Below are 16,962 nucleotides of genomic sequence, written 5' to 3'. Positions count from 1 at the left end.
GTTGGAGTCGAGCTCCGCCGTTCGCTCGTGACGGATCCGAAATCGTGGTTGCTGCTTGCTCGGACGCCGGCTTCGGGGCCGGCGTGTGTCTGGAGATCGATATGAGAAAACTCGTGTATCACGTCGCCATCACGGCGGACGGCCGCATCGCGCGCGAAGACCATTCGTTCGATTTCTTCGTGATGGAAGGGGATCACGCCGCCGATTACCTCACATCCCTCGCGGGGTACGGCGCCGTCGTGATGGGACGGCGCACGTATGACGTCGGGCTGAAGGTGGGGGTCACCGATCCGTATCCGATGCTGGAGACGTACGTCTTCTCGCGGTCATTGAAGGAGAGCCCGAATCCACGCGTGAAAATCATCGCGGAGGACGCCGTCGGCGCCATCCGGAAGCTGAAAGCGCAGGAGGGCAAGCCCATGTACCTGGCCGGCGGCGGGGATTTCGCGGCGATGCTCCTCGCCGAGGGGCTCGTCGACGAGGTGCTGTTCAAGCTGAATCCGGTGTTGCTCGGCGGGGGAATCCCGGTGGTGTCGCGGCTCGCCGCACCGGTAAACCTCGACCTCGTGTCGACGAAGGTGTACCGCAATGGAGTGGTGCTGCTCCAGTACGAGGTTCGTCCCTCGGGGAAAGCCGCCGGGAGCGCATGACCGCACCGTGACGTGATCGCTGGAAACCAGGAGCGGGGGCGCGGCACCCCCGCTCGTTCTGAGCGAGGCGCTCAGATTCGCTTCATCTGCGTCGGCGCGAGGCGCGCGAACCGGAGGACGAGCACCGCCGCGACAGCGAAGAGCGCCGCCGTGAGCCCCCACCAGATTCCGACCGCGCCCATCCCGACGGCGAACCCGAGCACGAGCGCGAGCGGAATGCCGAACGCGTAATACCCGACCACGTTCGCATTCCGCGCCGACGTCGTATCCCCCGCCCCCCGGAGCGCGCCCGCCGCGACCGCCTGCGCGCCGTCCGCGAGCTGGAAGATCGCGGCGATGCGGATGAGCGGGACCGCCGCCGCGATGACGTCGGGTTTGTCCGAGAGGATCCGCGCGCAGAGCGCGGGGGCCGCGGCGAAGACGACGGCCGAGAGGCTCATCACGATGCAGGTCGAGGCGATGCCGAGGAGGCCGGCGTGGCGCGCGGCCGTGGAATCCCCACGGCCGACGGCGCGGCCGACGAGGACCGAGGTCGCGTTCGACATGCCGAGCGCGATGGTGAACGAGAGGCTCGCGAGGGAGAGCGCGACCTGATGGCCCGCCGCCGCCTCGGGGCCGATCCACCCGGCGAAGATGCCCGCGATCGAGAAGGCGCCGACCTCCGCGAGCAGGTGCGTGCCGATGGGCCAGCCAACCCGGACGATGGAGCGCGTGGTCTCGCGATCGGCGCGGAGCTCGTCGGCGCGGACCCGGCCCTCCCGCCGGACGATGTCCCGGAACACGACGCCAAACGAGACGAGCGAGGCGATGCTCGACGCGAGGCCCGAGCCGAGGACGCCGAGCGAAGGCAAGCCGACCCGCGGGAGGCCGATGTAGGCGAGGCCTTCGTCGCCGTAGATGAGGAGGATGTTGCCGATGACGTTCGTGACGTTCGCCCAGACGGCCGACCACACGAGCGCGCGCGTGTGCCCGCGAGCCTGGAGGTACACGCGGCAGGCCGTGATCAGGAGGAAAGGCACGACGTTGAGGAGGCGGCCGAGCAAGAAGTGCAGGACGTTGCGCGAGGTCTCGGGATCGATGCCGGCGCGGCCGACGAGGAGGCCGGCGAGGACGATGATCGCCATGCACGGGACCGACAAGACGAGGCCGAGGCGCGCGGCCTGGCCGAGTACGGCGCGGGCGCGGCTGCGATCGCCCGCGCCCTCGGCCTGGGACACGAGCGGATCCATGCCCAGGATGAGGCCCATGAAGAGCACGGTGATCGAGAAAAAGATGCCGTTGCCGATGCCGACGGCGGCGAGCGCGGTGGCGCCGAGGCGGCCGACCATGGCGGTGTCGACGAAGCCGAGGAGCTGGTTGGCGACGAAGCTCAGCGTGATGGGTCCGCCGAGGGCGGCAATCTCGCGAAGCTCCGCGCGCAAGGTCCGCGGTCCTCGGGCCACCGTCTCGTCCACGATGCGCGAAGCACTGGGAATCGGGGCCACGTCACTCATGGAGGGCCCCGGTATACCTCGCCGGCGCGGGCGCGCCCGACGATTCCGTGCCTGGATCTCAGGCGGCGATTCGTTCGGCGATCGTGCGCACGTCGAGCTGCGTGTAGTCCTTCTCGTGGGACGCGACGACAGCCTCGGCGACGTGGTTCGTGTGCGCGGCGAGCGTGCCGCGCAGGAGGCCGAGGAATTTCGGCGGCGCGGCGAGGACGAGCGCGTGGAAGGCATGCGCGTCGTAGAGCGAGGCGAGCCGGTCGGCGAGGCTACGCGCGAACTTCTGGGCCTCGACGTCCTTCGGGTCGGTGGCGTACTCCTTGGCGCTGCGTCCGGCGACCTGGCCGCCGCCGGTGAAGGCGCGGCCCGGTTTGTCCGCCATGAGGTCCCGGGCCATGGCGCGGCTCTCGGGGTGTTCGAATTCCTCGACGACCTCGAGCGAGGCGCTCTCCTTGCCCCGCCGGAGCAGGCGAGCTCGGCTGGCGTCGGCGATGAGGACGAACGTGATTCGTTCCGTTTCTTGCGCGCGTTCCTCTTGCAAGCGTCCCTCCTCGCGCGCCTCGTCGGCGCGACGCGCGGAACATGGAGGGGTCGGGTGCGTCCGGCAATGGAGCGAGGGCGCGCTTGACGTGGAGGAGCCGGGGGACTAGGCCGGCCGTCCCTCGACCGAGTCGGCCGAGAAAGAGGACCGCATGAGCCTGACAGGAAAGCAGCGCCGCCACCTGCGCGCGCTCGGCCATCACCTGGATCCCGTGGTCCAGCTCGGCAAACACGGGCTGACCGACGGCATCGTCTCCGCCGTGAACGACGCGCTCGAGCAGCACGAGCTGGTCAAGGTGCGGGTCGGGACCGAGTGCCCCGACGAGCGCGGCGATCTCGCCGAAAAGATCCCGCCCGCCGTGCGCGCCGAGCTCGTGCAGGTGCTCGGCCGGACGATCTTGCTCTACCGCCGTCACCCGAAGGAGCCGAAGATCACGCTTCCGAAGGCCGGCTGAGCGCGGCCGGCCGTCAGGGCTTGCCGCGGGTGTTTTCCTGCGGAGCGGCCAGGCGGGCGAGGATACGCTGGAGCTCCTCGACGCTCATGTCGATGTACTCGACGACGCGGCCGTAGAGCATCGCCGTGGGCACGTTGCGGCCCCCGCGCTCCTCCTGCGTCTTGTGGAGGACATAGAGCACGATGCGCTCCTTGCGGGTCAAGCCATCCCGCACGTCGGGGAGGTTGTCGTAGGGGCCGGGCTGGTAGCGCTTCATGGTCGGCAGCGTGGGCGTCTCTCGCCCAGACGCACGCTCCTACCCCTCCCGCCGAGGTCATGCAAGAATGGGCGCGCGATCCGGTTCGCCGACAACGACGAGTCATGCGCTCCGCCAACGACATCCATCCCGGCGCCCTGATCGGCGGTAAATACCGCGTTCGCGCCATCCTCGGGCGTAAACATGGCCTCACGGTGGACGCGTTCCACACCGCGTTCGACCAGCGGGCCATCATCAAGCTGCTCCTGCCGCATCAGGCCGATGCGCGCGAGATCGAGCGCTTTCGCCGCGAGGCGCGCGCCCTCTCGAAGATCGCCTCCGAGCACGTCGCCCGCATCATCGACGTCGGCAACGAGGCCGACGGGACGTTTTACCTCGTCCGGCAGTACCTCGAAGGCATCGACCTCGAACGGCACGTCCGCAAGACCGGCCCGCTGCCGCTGCACGACGCGATCCTGTTCGCGCTGCAAGCCTGCGAGGCCGTGGCCGAGGCACACGCGAACAGCATCGTCGTGCGTGATCTCGAGCCGTCGCACCTCTTCCTCACGCAGCGGACCGGCGGCGCGCCGCTCATCAAGATCACGGAGTTCGGCACGGCGAAGCTGCTCGGCGGCGCGCAAGATGCGACGGGCGAGATCACGGGGACGGCGATGTTCGGGCTCACGCCGTACGCGTCGCCGGAGCTCGTGCGCAAGGCGAAGGACGTGGACGCGCGCACGGACGTGTGGTCGCTCGGGACGATCCTCTACGAGATGCTCGCAGGTCGTCCGCCGTTCCAGGGCGAAGCCGCGTACCTGATGCTGCAGATCACGCGCGAAGAGCCGATGCGCGTGTCGCAGTTGCGCGGCGACGTGCCTGCGGAGCTCGACACGGTGATCGGCTGGGCGCTCGCGAAGGACGTGGAGGCGCGCTTCCGGAGCGTGCACGCGTTCGCGCACGCGCTCTTGCCGTTCTCGCCGCCCGAGGGCCGGCTGCTCGTGGATCGGATCGGGCAGATCGCGCAGGCCGCGCGCGAGAGGAAGACGACCGGATCGGTGCCGCCGCCCGCGCCGCCGCCGTCGTCCCCGGCCTCCGCGCCCGCGTGGCTGCCCGCGCCGACGCCGCCGCCCATGGCCGGGGGCGTCGTGAACCCCGATTTCGCGCACCTGCCCGCCGACGACGACGCCGAGACGAACGTGCACCTCGGCTCGGGGATCTACGGGGCGCCGGCGCCGCAAAGGTACATGGCTTCGGCGCTGCAGCAGGCTGCGCCCGCGCCGATGGGGATGGACGAGCCGATGACGGAGGTGTTCTCCGGGCCGGTCGTCATGCCTGCGCCTGCGCCCGTGCCTGTTGCCGCACCTGCGCCCGCTGCTGCCGCCGCACCTGCGCCCGCACCCGCGGCGGAGCCTGCGCCTGCGCCCGTCGTTGCGCCTGCGCCTGCGCCTGCAGCTGCCGCCGCACCTGTGCCTGCGCCCGTGCCCGCTGCCGCGCCCGTGCCCGCTGCCGCGCCCGACAGCTCGCGCATGATCCGCGTGCTCCTCGCGTTCTGCGCGGTCGGCTTGCTCGGCGTGGTCGTGCTCATGGTCATGCTCCTGCGCAAGCAGTCCGGCGAGCCGACCGCCTCGACGACGACGCAATCTCAGGAGAACGGGCCCATCGTGATCCCCACGCCTCCGCCCGTCGCCACGCCCGCTCCCTCGGCCGTCGCCGCGCCCCCGAGCACGCCGGCTCCCTCGGCCGCGCCCCCTCCGGCCGAGACCGCCTCCGCGGCGGCGTCCGCCGAGGCGCCCGCGTCCTCCGCGTCAGCCGTCGCGGCCGCCACGCCGCCGCCCTCGGGCGGGGACGAAGCGCCGAAAGGCGGCAGCGCCGCGTCCGAGCCGACGAGCAAAGCGACCCCGACGCCCGCGCCCGCGCCGGCCGCGGCGAACGGGACCCTCGTCGCCGTGGCGGTCGGCGGTCCGTGTTCGTTCACCGTGAACGGGGCCTCGAAGGGGAAGTCGTCGTCGCTGCGTGTGTCGCTGAAGGCGGGCACGTACTCGGTGACGTGCAAGCCCGCGAGCGGCGCCGCGAAGTCGAAGAGCGTGACCGTTCGTCCGGGCGAAACGGCCATGGCCATGTTCAAGCTCTGAGGCGGTTCGGGCGAACGTCCCTCCTCGTTCGTACGGGACGGCCCGGCTGCGGGATGGGCGCGCGGCTTGCTTTCGTGGGTGGCGGACCGTGCGGCATCAGGCCCGCACCTCCGGGGCAAGACGGTGAACCATCAAGAAGCGTTGCGGATCGAACCCGACCGTAGCAGCAGCCCACACCTTCCCGATCTGCGCGGGCCGCGGCGCGTGGACGGAGCCGAGAGCCGCGTCGGACAGCTCCTCGAAGCGCTGCGAAAGCACGAAGGCAGGCATGTCGTCGTCATCCGGGGATACCCGGACCCCGACAGCCTGGCGAGCGCGTGGGCCCATCAAAGGCTCGCCGCGAGCGTGGGCATCGAGTGCGACATCGCGCACCTGCCGCTCGTGAGCCGGGCGGAAAATCGGGCGATGGTGAACTTGCTCGATCTCCCGCTCGTCCGCGTGACCGCGCCGGAAGACCTCGACCGGTACGCCGCGTTGAGCCTGGTCGACACGAACGCGATCGAGCTGCCGAGCAGCGCAGGGCTGCCCTGCGTGTCCATCGTGGATCATCACGCCATTCAGGGAAAACCGACCGCGGATTTCGTGGACATCCGGCTCGGCGTGGGCGCCGCGAGCACGATCTACACAGAGTACGTGATCGAGGCGCCGACGCGGGTCCTGGAGAGCGGGGCGATCGCGACGAGGCTCGCGACCGCGCTGGCGTACGGGATCCGAAGCGATACGGATGATCTGCTGCACGCGAGCGCCGACGATCTGCGAGCGCTCGCGAGCATCATCGAGCTCGTGGACACGGACGTGCTGAGCGCGCTGTCGCGCTACGCGATCCCGTCGAGCTCGATGCGGATCATGCGGCGGGCGCTGGAGGCGATGCAGGTGGAAGGGATGTGGGTCTTCGCGGGCGTGGGGCAGGTGCGCTCGCAGGACCGGGACGCGATCGGGCAAGCCGCCGACTTCCTCCTCCGGCGCGAGGGGATCAAGACGGCGATCACGTTCGGCCTGGTCGAGGGGTGGATCGACGGCTCGCTGCGCACGACCGATGCGTCGCTGGATCCGGCGACGTGGCTGCGCGACGCGTTCGGCATCGGCCCGCTCGGGATGCCCTACGGCGGCGGGCGGCGCGGCAAAGGCGGATTCCAGATCCCGCTCGGGCCGCTCGCGGCCTGTCCGAACCAGGACGCGCTCTGGCAGGTTGTCCGGGAAATGGTCGAGGACACGATCCGGAAACGGATCGGGACGTCGGACGAAGCCGGCTGAGCGAATCGTCGTCGTCGTCGAAATCGAAGAATGTCGGGGAAATCGGGGGCGTCCGGGTCAAACCGGGCGCCCTTCGTGTCCGCGGGGGACGGCAACGAGGGTCGGCTCGGCGGGCGGTTTGTCCTTGGCAGGCTCGCTGTCCGCGGCGCCGGCGTTGAAGGCGGCCGAGAGCTCGTTCACGAGGGCGAGCGCGTCGAAGGGCTTGGGGAAGACACGGCGGACGTCGAGGCCCATGATGCGCCGGCGGAGCTCGACGTGCGCCGAGACGACGATGATCACGCCCGGCCGCGCCTCGGGGGGTTTGCCGAGCAAGGCCCGAATGACGCCCACGCCGTCGAGGCGCGGCATCATCAAATCGATGACGAGCGCGTCGACGCGATGGCGCTCGAGCTGCTTGAGGGCCTCGACGCCGTCGGCGGCGAGCAAGACGTCGAAGTCCGATACGACCAGGAGGTTGCGCATCGAATATCGAATCTCGTCGTCGTCATCGACGATCAGAACGGTCGGTCGCGAGCGCTTTCCCAATTTCGTGCCCCCCACTGGCAATGAACCCCTCCGTCCCTAATGAAGCCACCGTCGACGAACGCAAGGTGGTAACCGTGCAGGAGACGACGATCGATTGGACCGAGGTGATCGCGCGGGCGCCCGATGGGGTGGTCTGCGCGGACGAACATGGGCGGATCGTGTACGCCAATCCCGCGGCGGAGCGGCTCCTCGGGCGCTCGCCCGGAGAGCTCGTCGGAGAGTCGTTCCCGGAGCTCGTGGCGCTGCCCAACGGAGAAGGGCATCGCTGGGACGAGGCGACGGTCGCGCCGGAGCGCGCCATCGGGCATCGAAAGGACGGGACGAACGTGCCGCTCGAGGTCTCGCTCGTGGCGCCCGGGGGCCGCGCGTTCGCGACGGCCTTCGTGCGGGACCTGTCGGCGAATGATCGGTCGGTCACGACGAAGCTGCTCTCGGCCGAGCGCGAGTCGTTCCTGTCGATGGCCGCGCATCAGCTCCGCGCGCCGATCCAGCCGGTGCTGAACTCGCTCCGGACGATCGAGCGCGCGCTCGCCATCGGGACGACGCCGCCCGAGGGGACGATGGCGCGCGCGCTGCGGCAGACGCTCCGGCTCGGGCGGCTCGTGGACGCGATCCTGAGCGACGCCGCGGCGATCGAGCGCGGGACGCTGGAGGTGCACGTGGCGCCCTTCGACCTCGCGGTCTTCACGCGCGAGGTGGTGGAGGATTTCCGCCTGGCCGCGCCGTCGCAGCGGCTCGAGTACCACGGGCCCGGCGACGGGGTGCCCGTGACGTCGGATCCGGATCGGGTGCACCAGATCCTGATCAGCCTCATCGACAACGCGATGAAGTACTCGGGGCGGCAGCGCGTGGTGACGGTAGAGGTCGAGGGGACGGAGTCACGCGTGCGGGTGCGCGTGATCGATCAGGGGATCGGGATCCCGGCGGCGGAGCAGGCCAGCGTGTTCGGCAAGTTCTACCGCGGCTCGAACGTGCCGACGTCGGCGAGCGGGCTCGGTGTGGGGCTCTATCTCGCGCAAGGGCTCGCGAAGCGTCTGCACGGGAGCTTGACGGTCGCGAGCGAGGTGGGGCGAGGGAGCGCCTTCTCGCTGGTGCTGCCGAGGCACTGGCCGGAGGGCAAAGGCGTGGCGGCGCCGGCCCAACGAGGGAACCGCGATGAAACTCGCCCGCCGCATTGAGCCGAGCTACGAGGCGCTCGCAGCGAGGCTCGCCGAAGCCCAGGAGGAGAACACGCGCCTCCGCCAGGAAAACGAGCGCCTCGCGCAGGAGCGCGCCGAGCGAGAGGCGGCCGAGGAAGAGGCGCGGCAGGAGATGCGGACGTTCTTCGCGCTGATCGCGCATCAGCTCAAGAGCCCGCTTCTGCCGCTGGAGGTCTCGCTCATGACGCTCGCGCGGGCGCTCGAACGAGGGACGAGCGTCCCGCCCGACACGTTCCCGCGGACGATGCGGCAGGCGCGCAGGCTGGGCCGTCTGATCGAGGCGCTGCTCGTGGACCTGCCCCGTATCGAGGACGGATCGCTGCGCGTGGCGGCGCTCTCGTTCGACCTGCGCGAGCCGGTGCGGCGGGCGGTGGGCGAGGCGCGGCTGATGCTGGAGTCGCGGACGTTCACGCTTCACGAGCCCGCCTCGCCGGTGCGCGTGCGGGGCGATCCGGAGCGGGTGGAGCAGATCGTGGCGTCGCTCGTGGAGAACGCGGTGAAGTACTCGCCGCCCGAGGCGCCGATCGGCGTGCGGGTGATCTCCGAGGACGCGGCGAGCGCGGTGGTGATCGTGGAGGACCGTGGGATCGGGATCCCGGCGCGCGAGCTCGGCCAGGTGTTCACGAAGTTCTATCGGGGTTCCAACGCGCCGAGCTACCTGTATCGCGGGCTGGGTGTAGGTCTGTACCTGGCACACCACCTGGCGACGCTCTGCCGAGGTCGTTTGTCGGTCGAGAGCGTGGAGGGCCAGGGCACCATCTGTCGGCTTTGCATCCCGCTCGACGCGTGAGCACGCGCCTCGACCGTGCGGGCCTTGCTCAGGCCGCATGGCGCGCCCGTTGCTGGAGCGCGAGGCGATGATCGAAGATCCTCACAAATCGGAAATGGGCGGCGCCCACCTGAACGGTCACGCGAAGGGGGCGGCGCGGGTGGTTCGTCAGGTGAAACGGGCCGACGACAAGCTGGTCGCCTTCGTCGAGGAGCGGCCGCTCGTCGCGCTCGGCGTGGCGCTCGCGTTCGGGTACGTGCTCGGGCGCGTGATGACGCGTCAAGGATGAGAACGGAGGGGTTCATGGTTGGGGAGAGACAAGCGGGGCAAGGCGGCACGACGGAACAAGGGGCGGACCGTGGTCCCCTCGCAGCGTTCGGCGGAGTCGATCCGAACGAGGTGCTCACGATGGTGAGCGACGTGGCGCGGGCGAACCCACATGCGGCGCTCGTCGGCGCGGTCGCGGTGGGCTTTCTGCTCGGCGGCGGGCTGACGCCGCGGCTGCTCGGCGCGGCGGCGCTCTTCACGGCGCGACGTTACTTCCGCGCGACGGTGGAAGAGACGCTGGCCGGGCTCGAGCACGGGCTGGCCGAGCGGATGGGCAACGCAGGCGCGCGCTGAGCGCCTGGAGGACGGCGAGAGCGCCGACTCGTTCGGCGCTCTGCGAGATCGCGCGAAGCGAGCTCGCCTCGGGACGACGAATGGGCCGGCCTCAGGGCTCGGCCGACTCACGCCGGACGAAGCTTGCGCCGCGCGCCTCGAGGAGGCGCTCGACGGCGCCCGCAGCCGCAGGCGAGGCGCGGACCGCGACGAGCGAGCCGCCCATGCCGACGGCATCCTCGAGCAAGCGCGCCTCGAACTCCGGGTGACGCGCCCCCAAAAGTCCACCCACCGCCACGCCGATCGCGCCGATGACGCCGGCGCCCGCCGCCGCCGCGACGACCGGACCCGCGAAGACGGAGCCTGTCGCGGGCACGACGAGCGAGCCCGCGGCGCCGAGCGCGCCCACGATCGCGCCGAGCAGTCCGCCCATCGCAGCGCCGATCGCAGCGCCTTCGGAGGCCTTGCTGCCGAGGTGGAGGCCGAGGTCGCCTCGATGGCCGACGTGCTTGGGGATGACGCTGACGTCGCCGGGCAGGACGCCGAGCTCGGCGAGCGAAGCGAGCGCGCCGTCCGCCTGCGCGCGTTCGAAGAAGAAAGCGATGAGGATCTCGTGTTTCATGATGCCGCGACTTTCGCGCGGACGAACCGCGCAGGAGCTTCGACGCCCCAAAGCGTGCAAACCGTGCACGCAGCGCGTACACGGTTCGCACGTGAGGTGTGTGTGGAGCGCGTCACGAACGCCGGCGCGCGCGTCGGCGCTAACGGCTCTGGCCGGCCTCGTTCGATGTGGCGAACGAGCGCTCGCGGATCTGGTTCGCGGCAGACTCGAGCTCACCCCGGACGCGCCCGGCGGTGAAGCGCGCGCGGTCTTTGACCCGATCGGCGCCCTGGCGGAGTCGCTCTCGGGTCTCTTCGCCCGTGCGCGGCGCGTAGAGCAAGCCGATGCCCACGCCGAGGGCCACCCCGACGCCGACCCCGATGGAGGCTGGCACGAGCCAGCTCGTCGTGGTCCTGCGCTCGTAAGGGAACGACTCTGCCAAACGCTGGAGGAATCCGTAGTTCTTCATTGTTTAGGCTCCGTCGGGGATGGATCGGAGCCTCACGTGGGGCTGGGAGCTGGGGGTCGCTGCAGGTGACCCGAAGCTCCCAGCGCGAAACGAACCACGTGAGCGCTCGATCGAATCCGCGCGGGAGGGCCAGGCAGCACGCATGCCACAGCGGGAGCGGGCAGGGCGAGCGCACACGGCGCCGCAAAAATGTCCGCGGCGCCGTGTGAGGGGCAGGATGCGAGAAGGGGGGAGCTACTTGCAGAAGCCGTCGATGCAAATCTTGCCCGACGCGCAGGCGAGCCCGGCTGTGGGATCGCACTCATTGCCGAGGTTGTCGTTCGAGCCGCAGACCTGGTGGTCGCCGGACATCGTCGAGACGGGCTTGCAGACGTCGAACGACGGCAGGTTGTTGCAGGCGTTGTCGTTCGGCGGGGCGCACGAGATGTAGCAGGCGTGGTGCAGGCAGATGGAGCCCGCGGCGCAGGCGTCCTGCACGCCATCCTGGTTGCAGTAGAACGCGGCCGTCTGGTTCGGGATGCAGCCGTTCTCCACCCACACGTCGCCCGGCGGGCACATGCCCATCTGGCTGCGCGGGACGCACGCGCCGTCGACGCAGACTTCATCGGCCGAGCCGCAGTCGTTCGTGATGGTGCAGGGCTTGGCCGGCACGGTGCAGACGCCGACGGGGTCGCAGGTGTACCCGCCGTCGCAGTCGGCGTTGTCGTTGCACGCCGGGGTGCACTTGCCGTCGACGCACTTGTTGTTCGCAGGGCACTGGGTCTGGTCCGTGCACTGATCTGCGGGCGCGGTGCACACGCCGCTGACGCAGGCGTAGCCGGCGCCGAGCGCGCTGCAGTCGGCGTCCGTGCCACACGCCGCGGGGTTCTGCGGGACGCACTGCGAAGCCTCGCAAGCGTAGCCGTAGATGCAACCGACGGTGTCGCAGGTGCCCGGATGGCAGGTCCCGTCGGGTGCGCAGGTCTCGCCCATGGGGCAGTCGTCGGGGTTGCCGCACCAGGTGACCGAGCCGCCGGAGCCGCCGGAGCCGCCCACGCCTCCCGTGCCGCCGGTCCCGCCCGAGCCGCCTGTGCCGCCTGTGCCACCTGTGCCGCCGGGCTGGCAGCTCGCCTGCATGCCCTCGATGACGCACTCGAAGTCCGAGGTGCATCCCCAGATCGTGCAGTCGCCCGTGTGGCACTCGTTGTCCCGGCCGCACGTCTCGTTCACGCCGCAATCATTGGAGTCGTTGCAGCCGTTTGGATTCGAGCAGTCCCCCGAGGGGCACGGTCCCTCGTTCCACTCGCCGTCGTCGTCGTAGATGGGACAGCCAGCGAGCAACGTCGCCATCATGCCGATGAAGCCCAGCAGAGAAAGTCGCTTCATACCGTCTCCCAATAAGCATCGACCACGCCGCGAAGCAGGTCTTCCCGGGCCTTGACGAAGGCCGGGGCAACAGGAGGAGCCTAGCAAGCAGCATGCCCTGTACAAGGCCGCGGGATCGCGCTGGGTTTTGTCGCGCCGATCCGCGATGGAGAGAGGGGGGCGGGCGTGGCGCGTGGGGTCGGATCGTGAAAGGGCGTTCACGATCGGCTGTGGCATCCAGGATCCGGCGGGCCGAGCGCGGAGGATCCACGGCTCCTGCGTGTCGAACAGTGGAGCACGACAGGGCAAGCGCGGTAGAAGTAGGAGCCTGATGCGCCGCAGCGCCGGCCTTCGCGGCCGTTGCGTCCCGGTGCACAAAGAGGAAAGCTGCCAAGTTCCCCATGGAAGTCACCTGCGAGCGCTGCGGCACGGTGTACGACTTCGATGACGCTCTCGTCTCCGAGCGCGGCACCTCCGTGAAGTGCACGACCTGCGGGCACCAGTTCAAGGTGCGCCGCGCATCCGTGGGGACGGTCCCCGATACGTGGGTCGTACGCACCGTCGACGGGCGCGAGATCGAGTTCTCCGCCCTGCGCGAGCTCCAGGGCGCGATCCACGACGGGAAGGTGACCCGCGACGACGTGCTTTCCCGCGGCAACAGCCGGCCGCGCAGGCTCGGGTCGATCGCCGAGCTCGATCCGTTCTTCAACCGCATCGGCATGACGGTGCCCGGCACCGGGACGACGCCGCCGCCGCCGGCCGCGCGGACCCGAACGAGGACGCCCGCAGGCCTCGGCGGAGGGGCGGCGCAGCCCCCGCGGCAAGAAGGCTCGGTCGTGTTCGCGTTGCCCGGGCGTCAGCAGCAGGCCCCAGCGGCTGCGGCTCCGCCCATGGCGATGGGCGGCGCGTTGCTCGGGCGGAGGCCGGCGTCGGTGCGCCCGCCCGCGTCGGCCGGGGCCGACAAGGGTTCGGACATCCCGGCCCTCGCGGCGCCGCGCGTGCCGGGCGGGCTCGAAGAGCTGAACACGATGGACGTCGTGGAGGCGCCCATCTCGACGCGGAACAACGGCGGTTTCGGGTCGCCGCCGCCGATGCGCGCGCAAGCGGGTTCGTCGTCGGACGAGCGAGGTGGGACCGTGGAGCGGATCAGCGCGCTTCCGCCGCCTCCGCCGCCGCCGCGCAAGCCCGCGGGGTCGGCGCCGATGTTCCCGTCGCCGCCGGCCGAGGGGCCGCCCTTGCCGCGAAAAACCGCGCCGTCGTCGCCCATGTTTCCGCCGCCGGAGCCTCCGCCGCCGCCCCGAAAGGCCGCGGCGTCCGCGCCGATGTTCCCGCCGCCGGAGCCCCCGCCGCTGCCGCGAAAGGCCACGCCCGAGCCGCCAAACGTGCAGGACGCGGGGCCTTCGAGCGGCGACGATCCGACGCTCATGATGGAGCGGCCGCCGACGAGCGAAGGGCCGACGCTGATGATGGATCGTCCGCCGGCGCTGACGGCGGGCAAGGCCACGCCCGCGCCGCCAAAAGCCGAGCCGGCGAAGCCGATCTCCTCGAAGTCGCCGCCGGCGACGCCGCCGTCGAGCGGGCCCACGTCGTTGCCGCCGTCGTCGGCGCTGCTGAACAGCGACGATGTGCTCTCGGTTTCGGGCGTGCCGCCGCGTCGTCCGCATGCAGCGCGCTGGATCGTGGGGGTTTTGCTGCTCGGCGCGGGCGCGCTCGGCGCGGTGATGGTCGGGCGCGAGTACCTGCCGAAGGGGAGCGGGGCGGCGGCGTCGACGCAAGGCGACGCGCGGCTCGGGGCGCTCCTCGATCAGGGCGATCGTGATCTGCGGGATGGGGATCTCGACGCGGCGAACGAGTCGTACGTGAAGGCGAGCGCGATCGCGGACGCGGATCTGCGCGTGGCGGTGCGGCTCGCGCGCCTCGCGGTCGTGCGCGCGGACGTGGCGTGGCTCAAGGTGCGGCTGCTCGGCGCGTCGGATCCGGATCTGCCGAACGCGAAGCGCGAGCTCGATCTCGTGGTGGGGCGCGCGAAGCAGGCGGCGGACCGGGCGCAGTCGATCGCGGCGGCCGACGCGGACGTGACGCGCTGTCGGATCGACGCGCTTCGCCTCGCGGGAGACATGGACGGCGCGCGGAAGCTCGTCGCGACGCTGCCGAAGGCGACCCCGCAGGCGAGCGACGAGCTCTTGTTCGCGACGCTCGATCTGGCCGAGGCGGCGCCGGTGTGGGCGACGGTGATCGAGCGGCTCAGGGCCGCGGCGCGGGACGAGCAGAACCTCGGGCGTGCGCGGTCGATGTTGATCTACGCGCTCGCCCGATCGGGCGATACGGCCGGCGCGAAGGTCGAGCTCGACAGGCTCGCGGCGATGCCGAGGCCCCACCCGCTCGTGGCGTCGCTGCGCGCGTTCATGGCGAGCGCGGAGGGCGCGAAGAAGCCCGAGGTCGAGGCCGCGAGCCTCAAGGTGGAGGCGGGGGACGACGCGCTGAAATCCGCGATCGAGGCGATCGAGAAGGGCGAGCTCGACAAGGCCGAGCCCCTCTTGAAGCAGCTCGCGGAGAAGACGCCGAAGGACACGAAGGTGCTGAAGGCGCAGGGGGATTTCGCGCAGAAGAAGCGCGACCGCGCCGCGGCGATCCGGTTCTACGAGCAGGCCGTGGCCGCGGACGGCACGAACCTGGATGCGGTCGCCGCGCTCGCGGATCTCCGGTGGGAGAACGGCGAACGCATGACGGCGAGCACGCTCTACCGCAAGATCATCGAGAAAGGCGGCGACGCGAACCCGCACACGAAGCGCGCGAAGGAGCGGCTCGCCAAGTTCGCGGATTCCTGGGAGCCCTGATGAAGAAGAGGCGAGACCGACGTGTTCGTCTGGGGGCGCTCGGCCTTTCGATCGCGGCGCTCGTGGTCGCGGGCGCGGGCTGCGAGGGGAGGCCGCGGAGCACCACGAATGCGCGGGTCTCGCCGGCGCTGAGCGGGCCTTCGGTGGTCGAGATCGATCTGTCGCGCGGGGCGCCCGAGTCGTCGCAGGGCGGGCTCTTCGGCTCGCCGCGGGGGCGCACGCACGCCGATCTCGTGCAGGCGATCGGCGCGGCGAACGAGCGCGAGACGACGAAGGGGTTTTTCGTGAAGCTCGGGACCGCAGGGCTCGGGCTCGCGCGGGCGAACGAGATCGGGCGCCTGTTCGCGTCGATCCGCAAGGCGAAGAAGCCCGTGGTTTGTCACGCCGACGATCTCGGGAACGCGACGCTGCTGCTCGCGTCCATGGGCTGTGATCGTGTGTGGGTGAGCCCGGCTGGAGGCGTGGAGTCGGTGGGCCTCGCGGCCGAGCTCGTGTTCGGCAATCGCCTGCTGGAGAAGCTGCACGTCGAGGTGAACTTCCTGCAGGTCGGCAAGTACAAGGGCGCGCAGGAGCCGTTCACGCGCGACAGCGCGAGTCCAGAGGCGAGGCAGTCGGTCGAGGGCGCGCTGCGCGGGCTGCGCTCGGCGTGGCTGTCGGCGATCACGGAGGGGCGCGGCAAACCCGAGCTCGCGGACATCGTGGAGGATGGGCCGTTCCCGCCGGAAGAGGCGAAGGCGAAGGGGCTCGTCGACGAGGTCGGGTACGCGGACGAGGCGCGTGACGAGGCGAAGAAGCTCGCGGGCGCGGAGCGCGTGAGCGTGCGGTTCGGCGGAGGCGCGTCGCCGGAGCCGGTGTCGGGCGGGATCATCGATGTAATCCGTGTGCTCGCGGGGCCGGGCTCGGGCGGAGAGCCGCACGTGGCGATCGTGCCGGCGACAGGGGCGATCGCGATGGGCGGCGCGCCGTCGTCGCCGCTCGGCGGGAGCGACGGGATCAACGAGCGTGAGCTCGGCAGGACGATCGCGCGGCTGGAGAAGGACGAGTCGACGAAGGCGGTGGTCTTGCGGATCGATTCGCCCGGCGGATCGGCGCTCGCGTCGGATCTTTTGTGGAAGCGGCTGATGAAGCTGCGCGGGGACAAACCGCTCGTCGTGTCGGTCGGAGGGATGGCCGCGAGCGGCGGGTATTACCTGGCCTGCGCGGGGACGAAGATCGTCGCCGAGCCGACGAGCATCCTCGGGTCGATCGGCGTCGTGTCGGGGAAGCTCGCCGTGGGCAAGACGCTCGCGGAGATCGGCGTGACGACCGAGACGATCGCGGCCGCGACCGATCCGCTGAAGGCGAAGCGCGCGACGTACATGTCGCCGTTCCAGGGGTGGGACGAGCCGACGCGGCAGAAGGTGCTCGGGTCGATGCAGTCGATCTACGATGTGTTCGTCCGGCGCATTTCCGAGGGGCGGGGGATGGCGGTCGAGAAGGTCGCCGAGAGCGCCGAGGGTCGGATTTTTGGCGGGGTCGAGGCCAAGGAGAGGGGCCTCGTTGACGAGCTCGGCGGGCTCGTCGACGCCGTGACGCTCGCGCGAAAGCTCGCGCATCTGCCGGACGACGCGCCGGCCGAGGTGGTGGGCGAGGGCTCGGGGCTCCTCGATTTGCTCGAAGCCGCAGAGGATGGAGAGGCGGGCGCGGCGCAGGAGAGCAAGGCTGCGCGGGCGGCGCGGCAAGCCGCCGTGGACGCTCTTTTGCCCGAGGTGGGCGCGCTCCTGCCCGAGGTCGCCCGGTATCTGGGCTCGATGGCGCCCTTCCTGTCGGGCGAGCGTACGCTGGCGGCCATGCCGTTCGGTCTCATCGTGCGTTGAGCTCACCGCTCG

17 protein-coding genes are annotated in these 16,962 nt (G+C 70.8%); 10 read left to right on the top strand and 7 right to left on the bottom strand.

The annotated features are described in order from the left end of the window. Positions 1-101: 101 nt before the first annotated feature. Positions 102-650 (top strand): dihydrofolate reductase family protein, encoded by a 549-nt coding sequence (locus E8A74_RS21610; RefSeq protein WP_136930944.1) that lies wholly within the window; start codon positions 102-104, stop codon positions 648-650. A gap of 71 nt (positions 651-721) precedes the next feature. Here the strand turns inward: E8A74_RS21610 and E8A74_RS21605 are convergent, their stop codons facing one another. Continuing rightward, on the bottom strand, positions 722-2,143 hold the full coding sequence (locus tag E8A74_RS21605) for an MATE family efflux transporter (RefSeq protein ID WP_136930943.1): 1,422 nt from the start codon (positions 2,141-2,143) through the stop codon (positions 722-724). 58 nt (positions 2,144-2,201) lie between these two features. Beyond that, positions 2,202-2,675, bottom strand: coding sequence for a host attachment protein (locus E8A74_RS21600; protein ID WP_136930942.1), 474 nt, complete (start codon positions 2,673-2,675; stop codon positions 2,202-2,204). Between the two features lie 151 nt (positions 2,676-2,826). Between E8A74_RS21600 and yhbY the strand changes: the two genes are divergently transcribed. Then, on the top strand, positions 2,827-3,129 hold the full coding sequence (yhbY, locus tag E8A74_RS21595) for a ribosome assembly RNA-binding protein YhbY (protein WP_136930941.1): 303 nt from the start codon (positions 2,827-2,829) through the stop codon (positions 3,127-3,129). A gap of 13 nt (positions 3,130-3,142) precedes the next feature. Here the strand turns inward: yhbY and E8A74_RS21590 are convergent, their stop codons facing one another. Then, entirely contained in the window at positions 3,143-3,385 is a 243-nt protein-coding gene (locus tag E8A74_RS21590) for a hypothetical protein (RefSeq protein WP_136930940.1), read from the bottom strand. A 104-nt stretch (positions 3,386-3,489) separates the two neighbouring features. Between E8A74_RS21590 and E8A74_RS52520 the strand changes: the two genes are divergently transcribed. Continuing rightward, positions 3,490-5,496, top strand: coding sequence for a serine/threonine protein kinase (locus tag E8A74_RS52520; RefSeq protein ID WP_170229277.1), 2,007 nt, complete (start codon positions 3,490-3,492; stop codon positions 5,494-5,496). Positions 5,497-5,700: 204 nt separating this feature from the next. After that, a complete protein-coding gene (locus E8A74_RS21570) occupies positions 5,701-6,750 on the top strand; it encodes a DHH family phosphoesterase (protein WP_170229276.1) in 1,050 nt (349 codons plus the stop codon). A 57-nt stretch (positions 6,751-6,807) separates the two neighbouring features. On the opposite strand, the gene E8A74_RS21565 is transcribed toward E8A74_RS21570, so the two are convergent. After that, the gene (locus tag E8A74_RS21565; RefSeq protein ID WP_269749885.1) at positions 6,808-7,290 is read right to left on the bottom strand and encodes a response regulator; all 483 of its coding nucleotides are present in this window, start codon (positions 7,288-7,290) and stop codon (positions 6,808-6,810) included. A gap of 59 nt (positions 7,291-7,349) precedes the next feature. Between E8A74_RS21565 and E8A74_RS21560 the strand changes: the two genes are divergently transcribed. Genes E8A74_RS21560 through E8A74_RS21545 form a run of 4 tightly spaced genes read left to right on the top strand, consistent with a single transcriptional unit; the run spans position 7,350 to position 9,864 of the window. After that, positions 7,350-8,453 carry a PAS domain-containing sensor histidine kinase gene (locus E8A74_RS21560; RefSeq protein ID WP_170229275.1) on the top strand — a complete coding sequence of 368 codons (1,104 nt, stop codon included), beginning with the start codon at positions 7,350-7,352 and terminating at the stop codon, positions 8,451-8,453. Then, positions 8,431-9,264, top strand: a complete 834-nt coding sequence (locus E8A74_RS21555; protein WP_136930936.1) for a sensor histidine kinase — start codon at positions 8,431-8,433, stop codon at positions 9,262-9,264. Before E8A74_RS21560 ends, E8A74_RS21555 begins: the two co-directional genes overlap by 23 nt. Positions 9,265-9,301: 37 nt before the next feature. Further along, positions 9,302-9,532, top strand: coding sequence for a hypothetical protein (locus E8A74_RS21550; protein WP_170229274.1), 231 nt, complete (start codon positions 9,302-9,304; stop codon positions 9,530-9,532). A gap of 14 nt (positions 9,533-9,546) precedes the next feature. Beyond that, entirely contained in the window at positions 9,547-9,864 is a 318-nt protein-coding gene (locus tag E8A74_RS21545) for a hypothetical protein (protein WP_136930934.1), read from the top strand. A gap of 91 nt (positions 9,865-9,955) precedes the next feature. Here the strand turns inward: E8A74_RS21545 and E8A74_RS21540 are convergent, their stop codons facing one another. The 3 genes from E8A74_RS21540 to E8A74_RS21530 form a co-directional block, all read right to left on the bottom strand. After that, the gene (locus tag E8A74_RS21540) at positions 9,956-10,465 is read right to left on the bottom strand and encodes a hypothetical protein (RefSeq protein WP_136930933.1); all 510 of its coding nucleotides are present in this window, start codon (positions 10,463-10,465) and stop codon (positions 9,956-9,958) included. 139 nt (positions 10,466-10,604) lie between these two features. Beyond that, positions 10,605-10,913: a YtxH domain-containing protein gene (locus E8A74_RS21535; protein ID WP_136930932.1), complete on the bottom strand. Its 309-nt coding sequence runs from the start codon at positions 10,911-10,913 to the stop codon at positions 10,605-10,607. 234 nt (positions 10,914-11,147) lie between these two features. Continuing rightward, positions 11,148-12,278 carry a hypothetical protein gene (locus E8A74_RS21530; protein ID WP_170229273.1) on the bottom strand — a complete coding sequence of 377 codons (1,131 nt, stop codon included), beginning with the start codon at positions 12,276-12,278 and terminating at the stop codon, positions 11,148-11,150. Positions 12,279-12,658: 380 nt separating this feature from the next. On the opposite strand from E8A74_RS21530, the gene E8A74_RS21520 reads away from it, so the two are divergent. Both E8A74_RS21520 and sppA read left to right on the top strand, forming a co-directional pair. After that, positions 12,659-15,094, top strand: coding sequence for a zinc-ribbon domain-containing protein (locus tag E8A74_RS21520; protein WP_136930929.1), 2,436 nt, complete (start codon positions 12,659-12,661; stop codon positions 15,092-15,094). Beyond that, positions 15,094-16,950, top strand: coding sequence for a signal peptide peptidase SppA (gene sppA / locus E8A74_RS21515; RefSeq protein ID WP_136930928.1), 1,857 nt, complete (start codon positions 15,094-15,096; stop codon positions 16,948-16,950). The genes E8A74_RS21520 and sppA overlap by 1 nt, the downstream gene beginning before the upstream one ends. The last annotated feature ends 12 nt before the right edge of the window (positions 16,951-16,962 follow it).

The organism is Polyangium fumosum, assembly GCF_005144585.1.
Lineage (GTDB): Bacteria > Myxococcota_A > Polyangia > Polyangiales > Polyangiaceae > Polyangium > Polyangium fumosum.
This window is presented reverse-complemented; position numbering and strand designations above follow the sequence as displayed.

What these genes read in the sequence shown, in the direction of transcription:
- E8A74_RS21610 (WP_136930944.1), top strand. Translation starts at nt 102, where the DNA reads ATGAGAAAACTCGTGTATCACGTCGCCATCACGGCGGACGGCCGCATC.
- E8A74_RS21605 (WP_136930943.1), bottom strand. Translation starts at nt 2,143, where the DNA reads ATGAGTGACGTGGCCCCGATTCCCAGTGCTTCGCGCATCGTGGACGAG.
- yhbY (WP_136930941.1), top strand. Translation starts at nt 2,827, where the DNA reads ATGAGCCTGACAGGAAAGCAGCGCCGCCACCTGCGCGCGCTCGGCCAT.
- E8A74_RS21590 (WP_136930940.1), bottom strand. Translation starts at nt 3,385, where the DNA reads ATGAAGCGCTACCAGCCCGGCCCCTACGACAACCTCCCCGACGTGCGG.
- E8A74_RS52520 (WP_170229277.1), top strand. Translation starts at nt 3,490, where the DNA reads ATGCGCTCCGCCAACGACATCCATCCCGGCGCCCTGATCGGCGGTAAA.
- E8A74_RS21555 (WP_136930936.1), top strand. Translation starts at nt 8,431, where the DNA reads ATGAAACTCGCCCGCCGCATTGAGCCGAGCTACGAGGCGCTCGCAGCG.
- E8A74_RS21550 (WP_170229274.1), top strand. Translation starts at nt 9,302, where the DNA reads ATGGCGCGCCCGTTGCTGGAGCGCGAGGCGATGATCGAAGATCCTCAC.
- E8A74_RS21545 (WP_136930934.1), top strand. Translation starts at nt 9,547, where the DNA reads ATGGTTGGGGAGAGACAAGCGGGGCAAGGCGGCACGACGGAACAAGGG.
- E8A74_RS21540 (WP_136930933.1), bottom strand. Translation starts at nt 10,465, where the DNA reads ATGAAACACGAGATCCTCATCGCTTTCTTCTTCGAACGCGCGCAGGCG.
- E8A74_RS21535 (WP_136930932.1), bottom strand. Translation starts at nt 10,913, where the DNA reads ATGAAGAACTACGGATTCCTCCAGCGTTTGGCAGAGTCGTTCCCTTAC.
- E8A74_RS21530 (WP_170229273.1), bottom strand. Translation starts at nt 12,278, where the DNA reads ATGAAGCGACTTTCTCTGCTGGGCTTCATCGGCATGATGGCGACGTTG.
- E8A74_RS21520 (WP_136930929.1), top strand. Translation starts at nt 12,659, where the DNA reads ATGGAAGTCACCTGCGAGCGCTGCGGCACGGTGTACGACTTCGATGAC.
- sppA (WP_136930928.1), top strand. Translation starts at nt 15,094, where the DNA reads ATGAAGAAGAGGCGAGACCGACGTGTTCGTCTGGGGGCGCTCGGCCTT.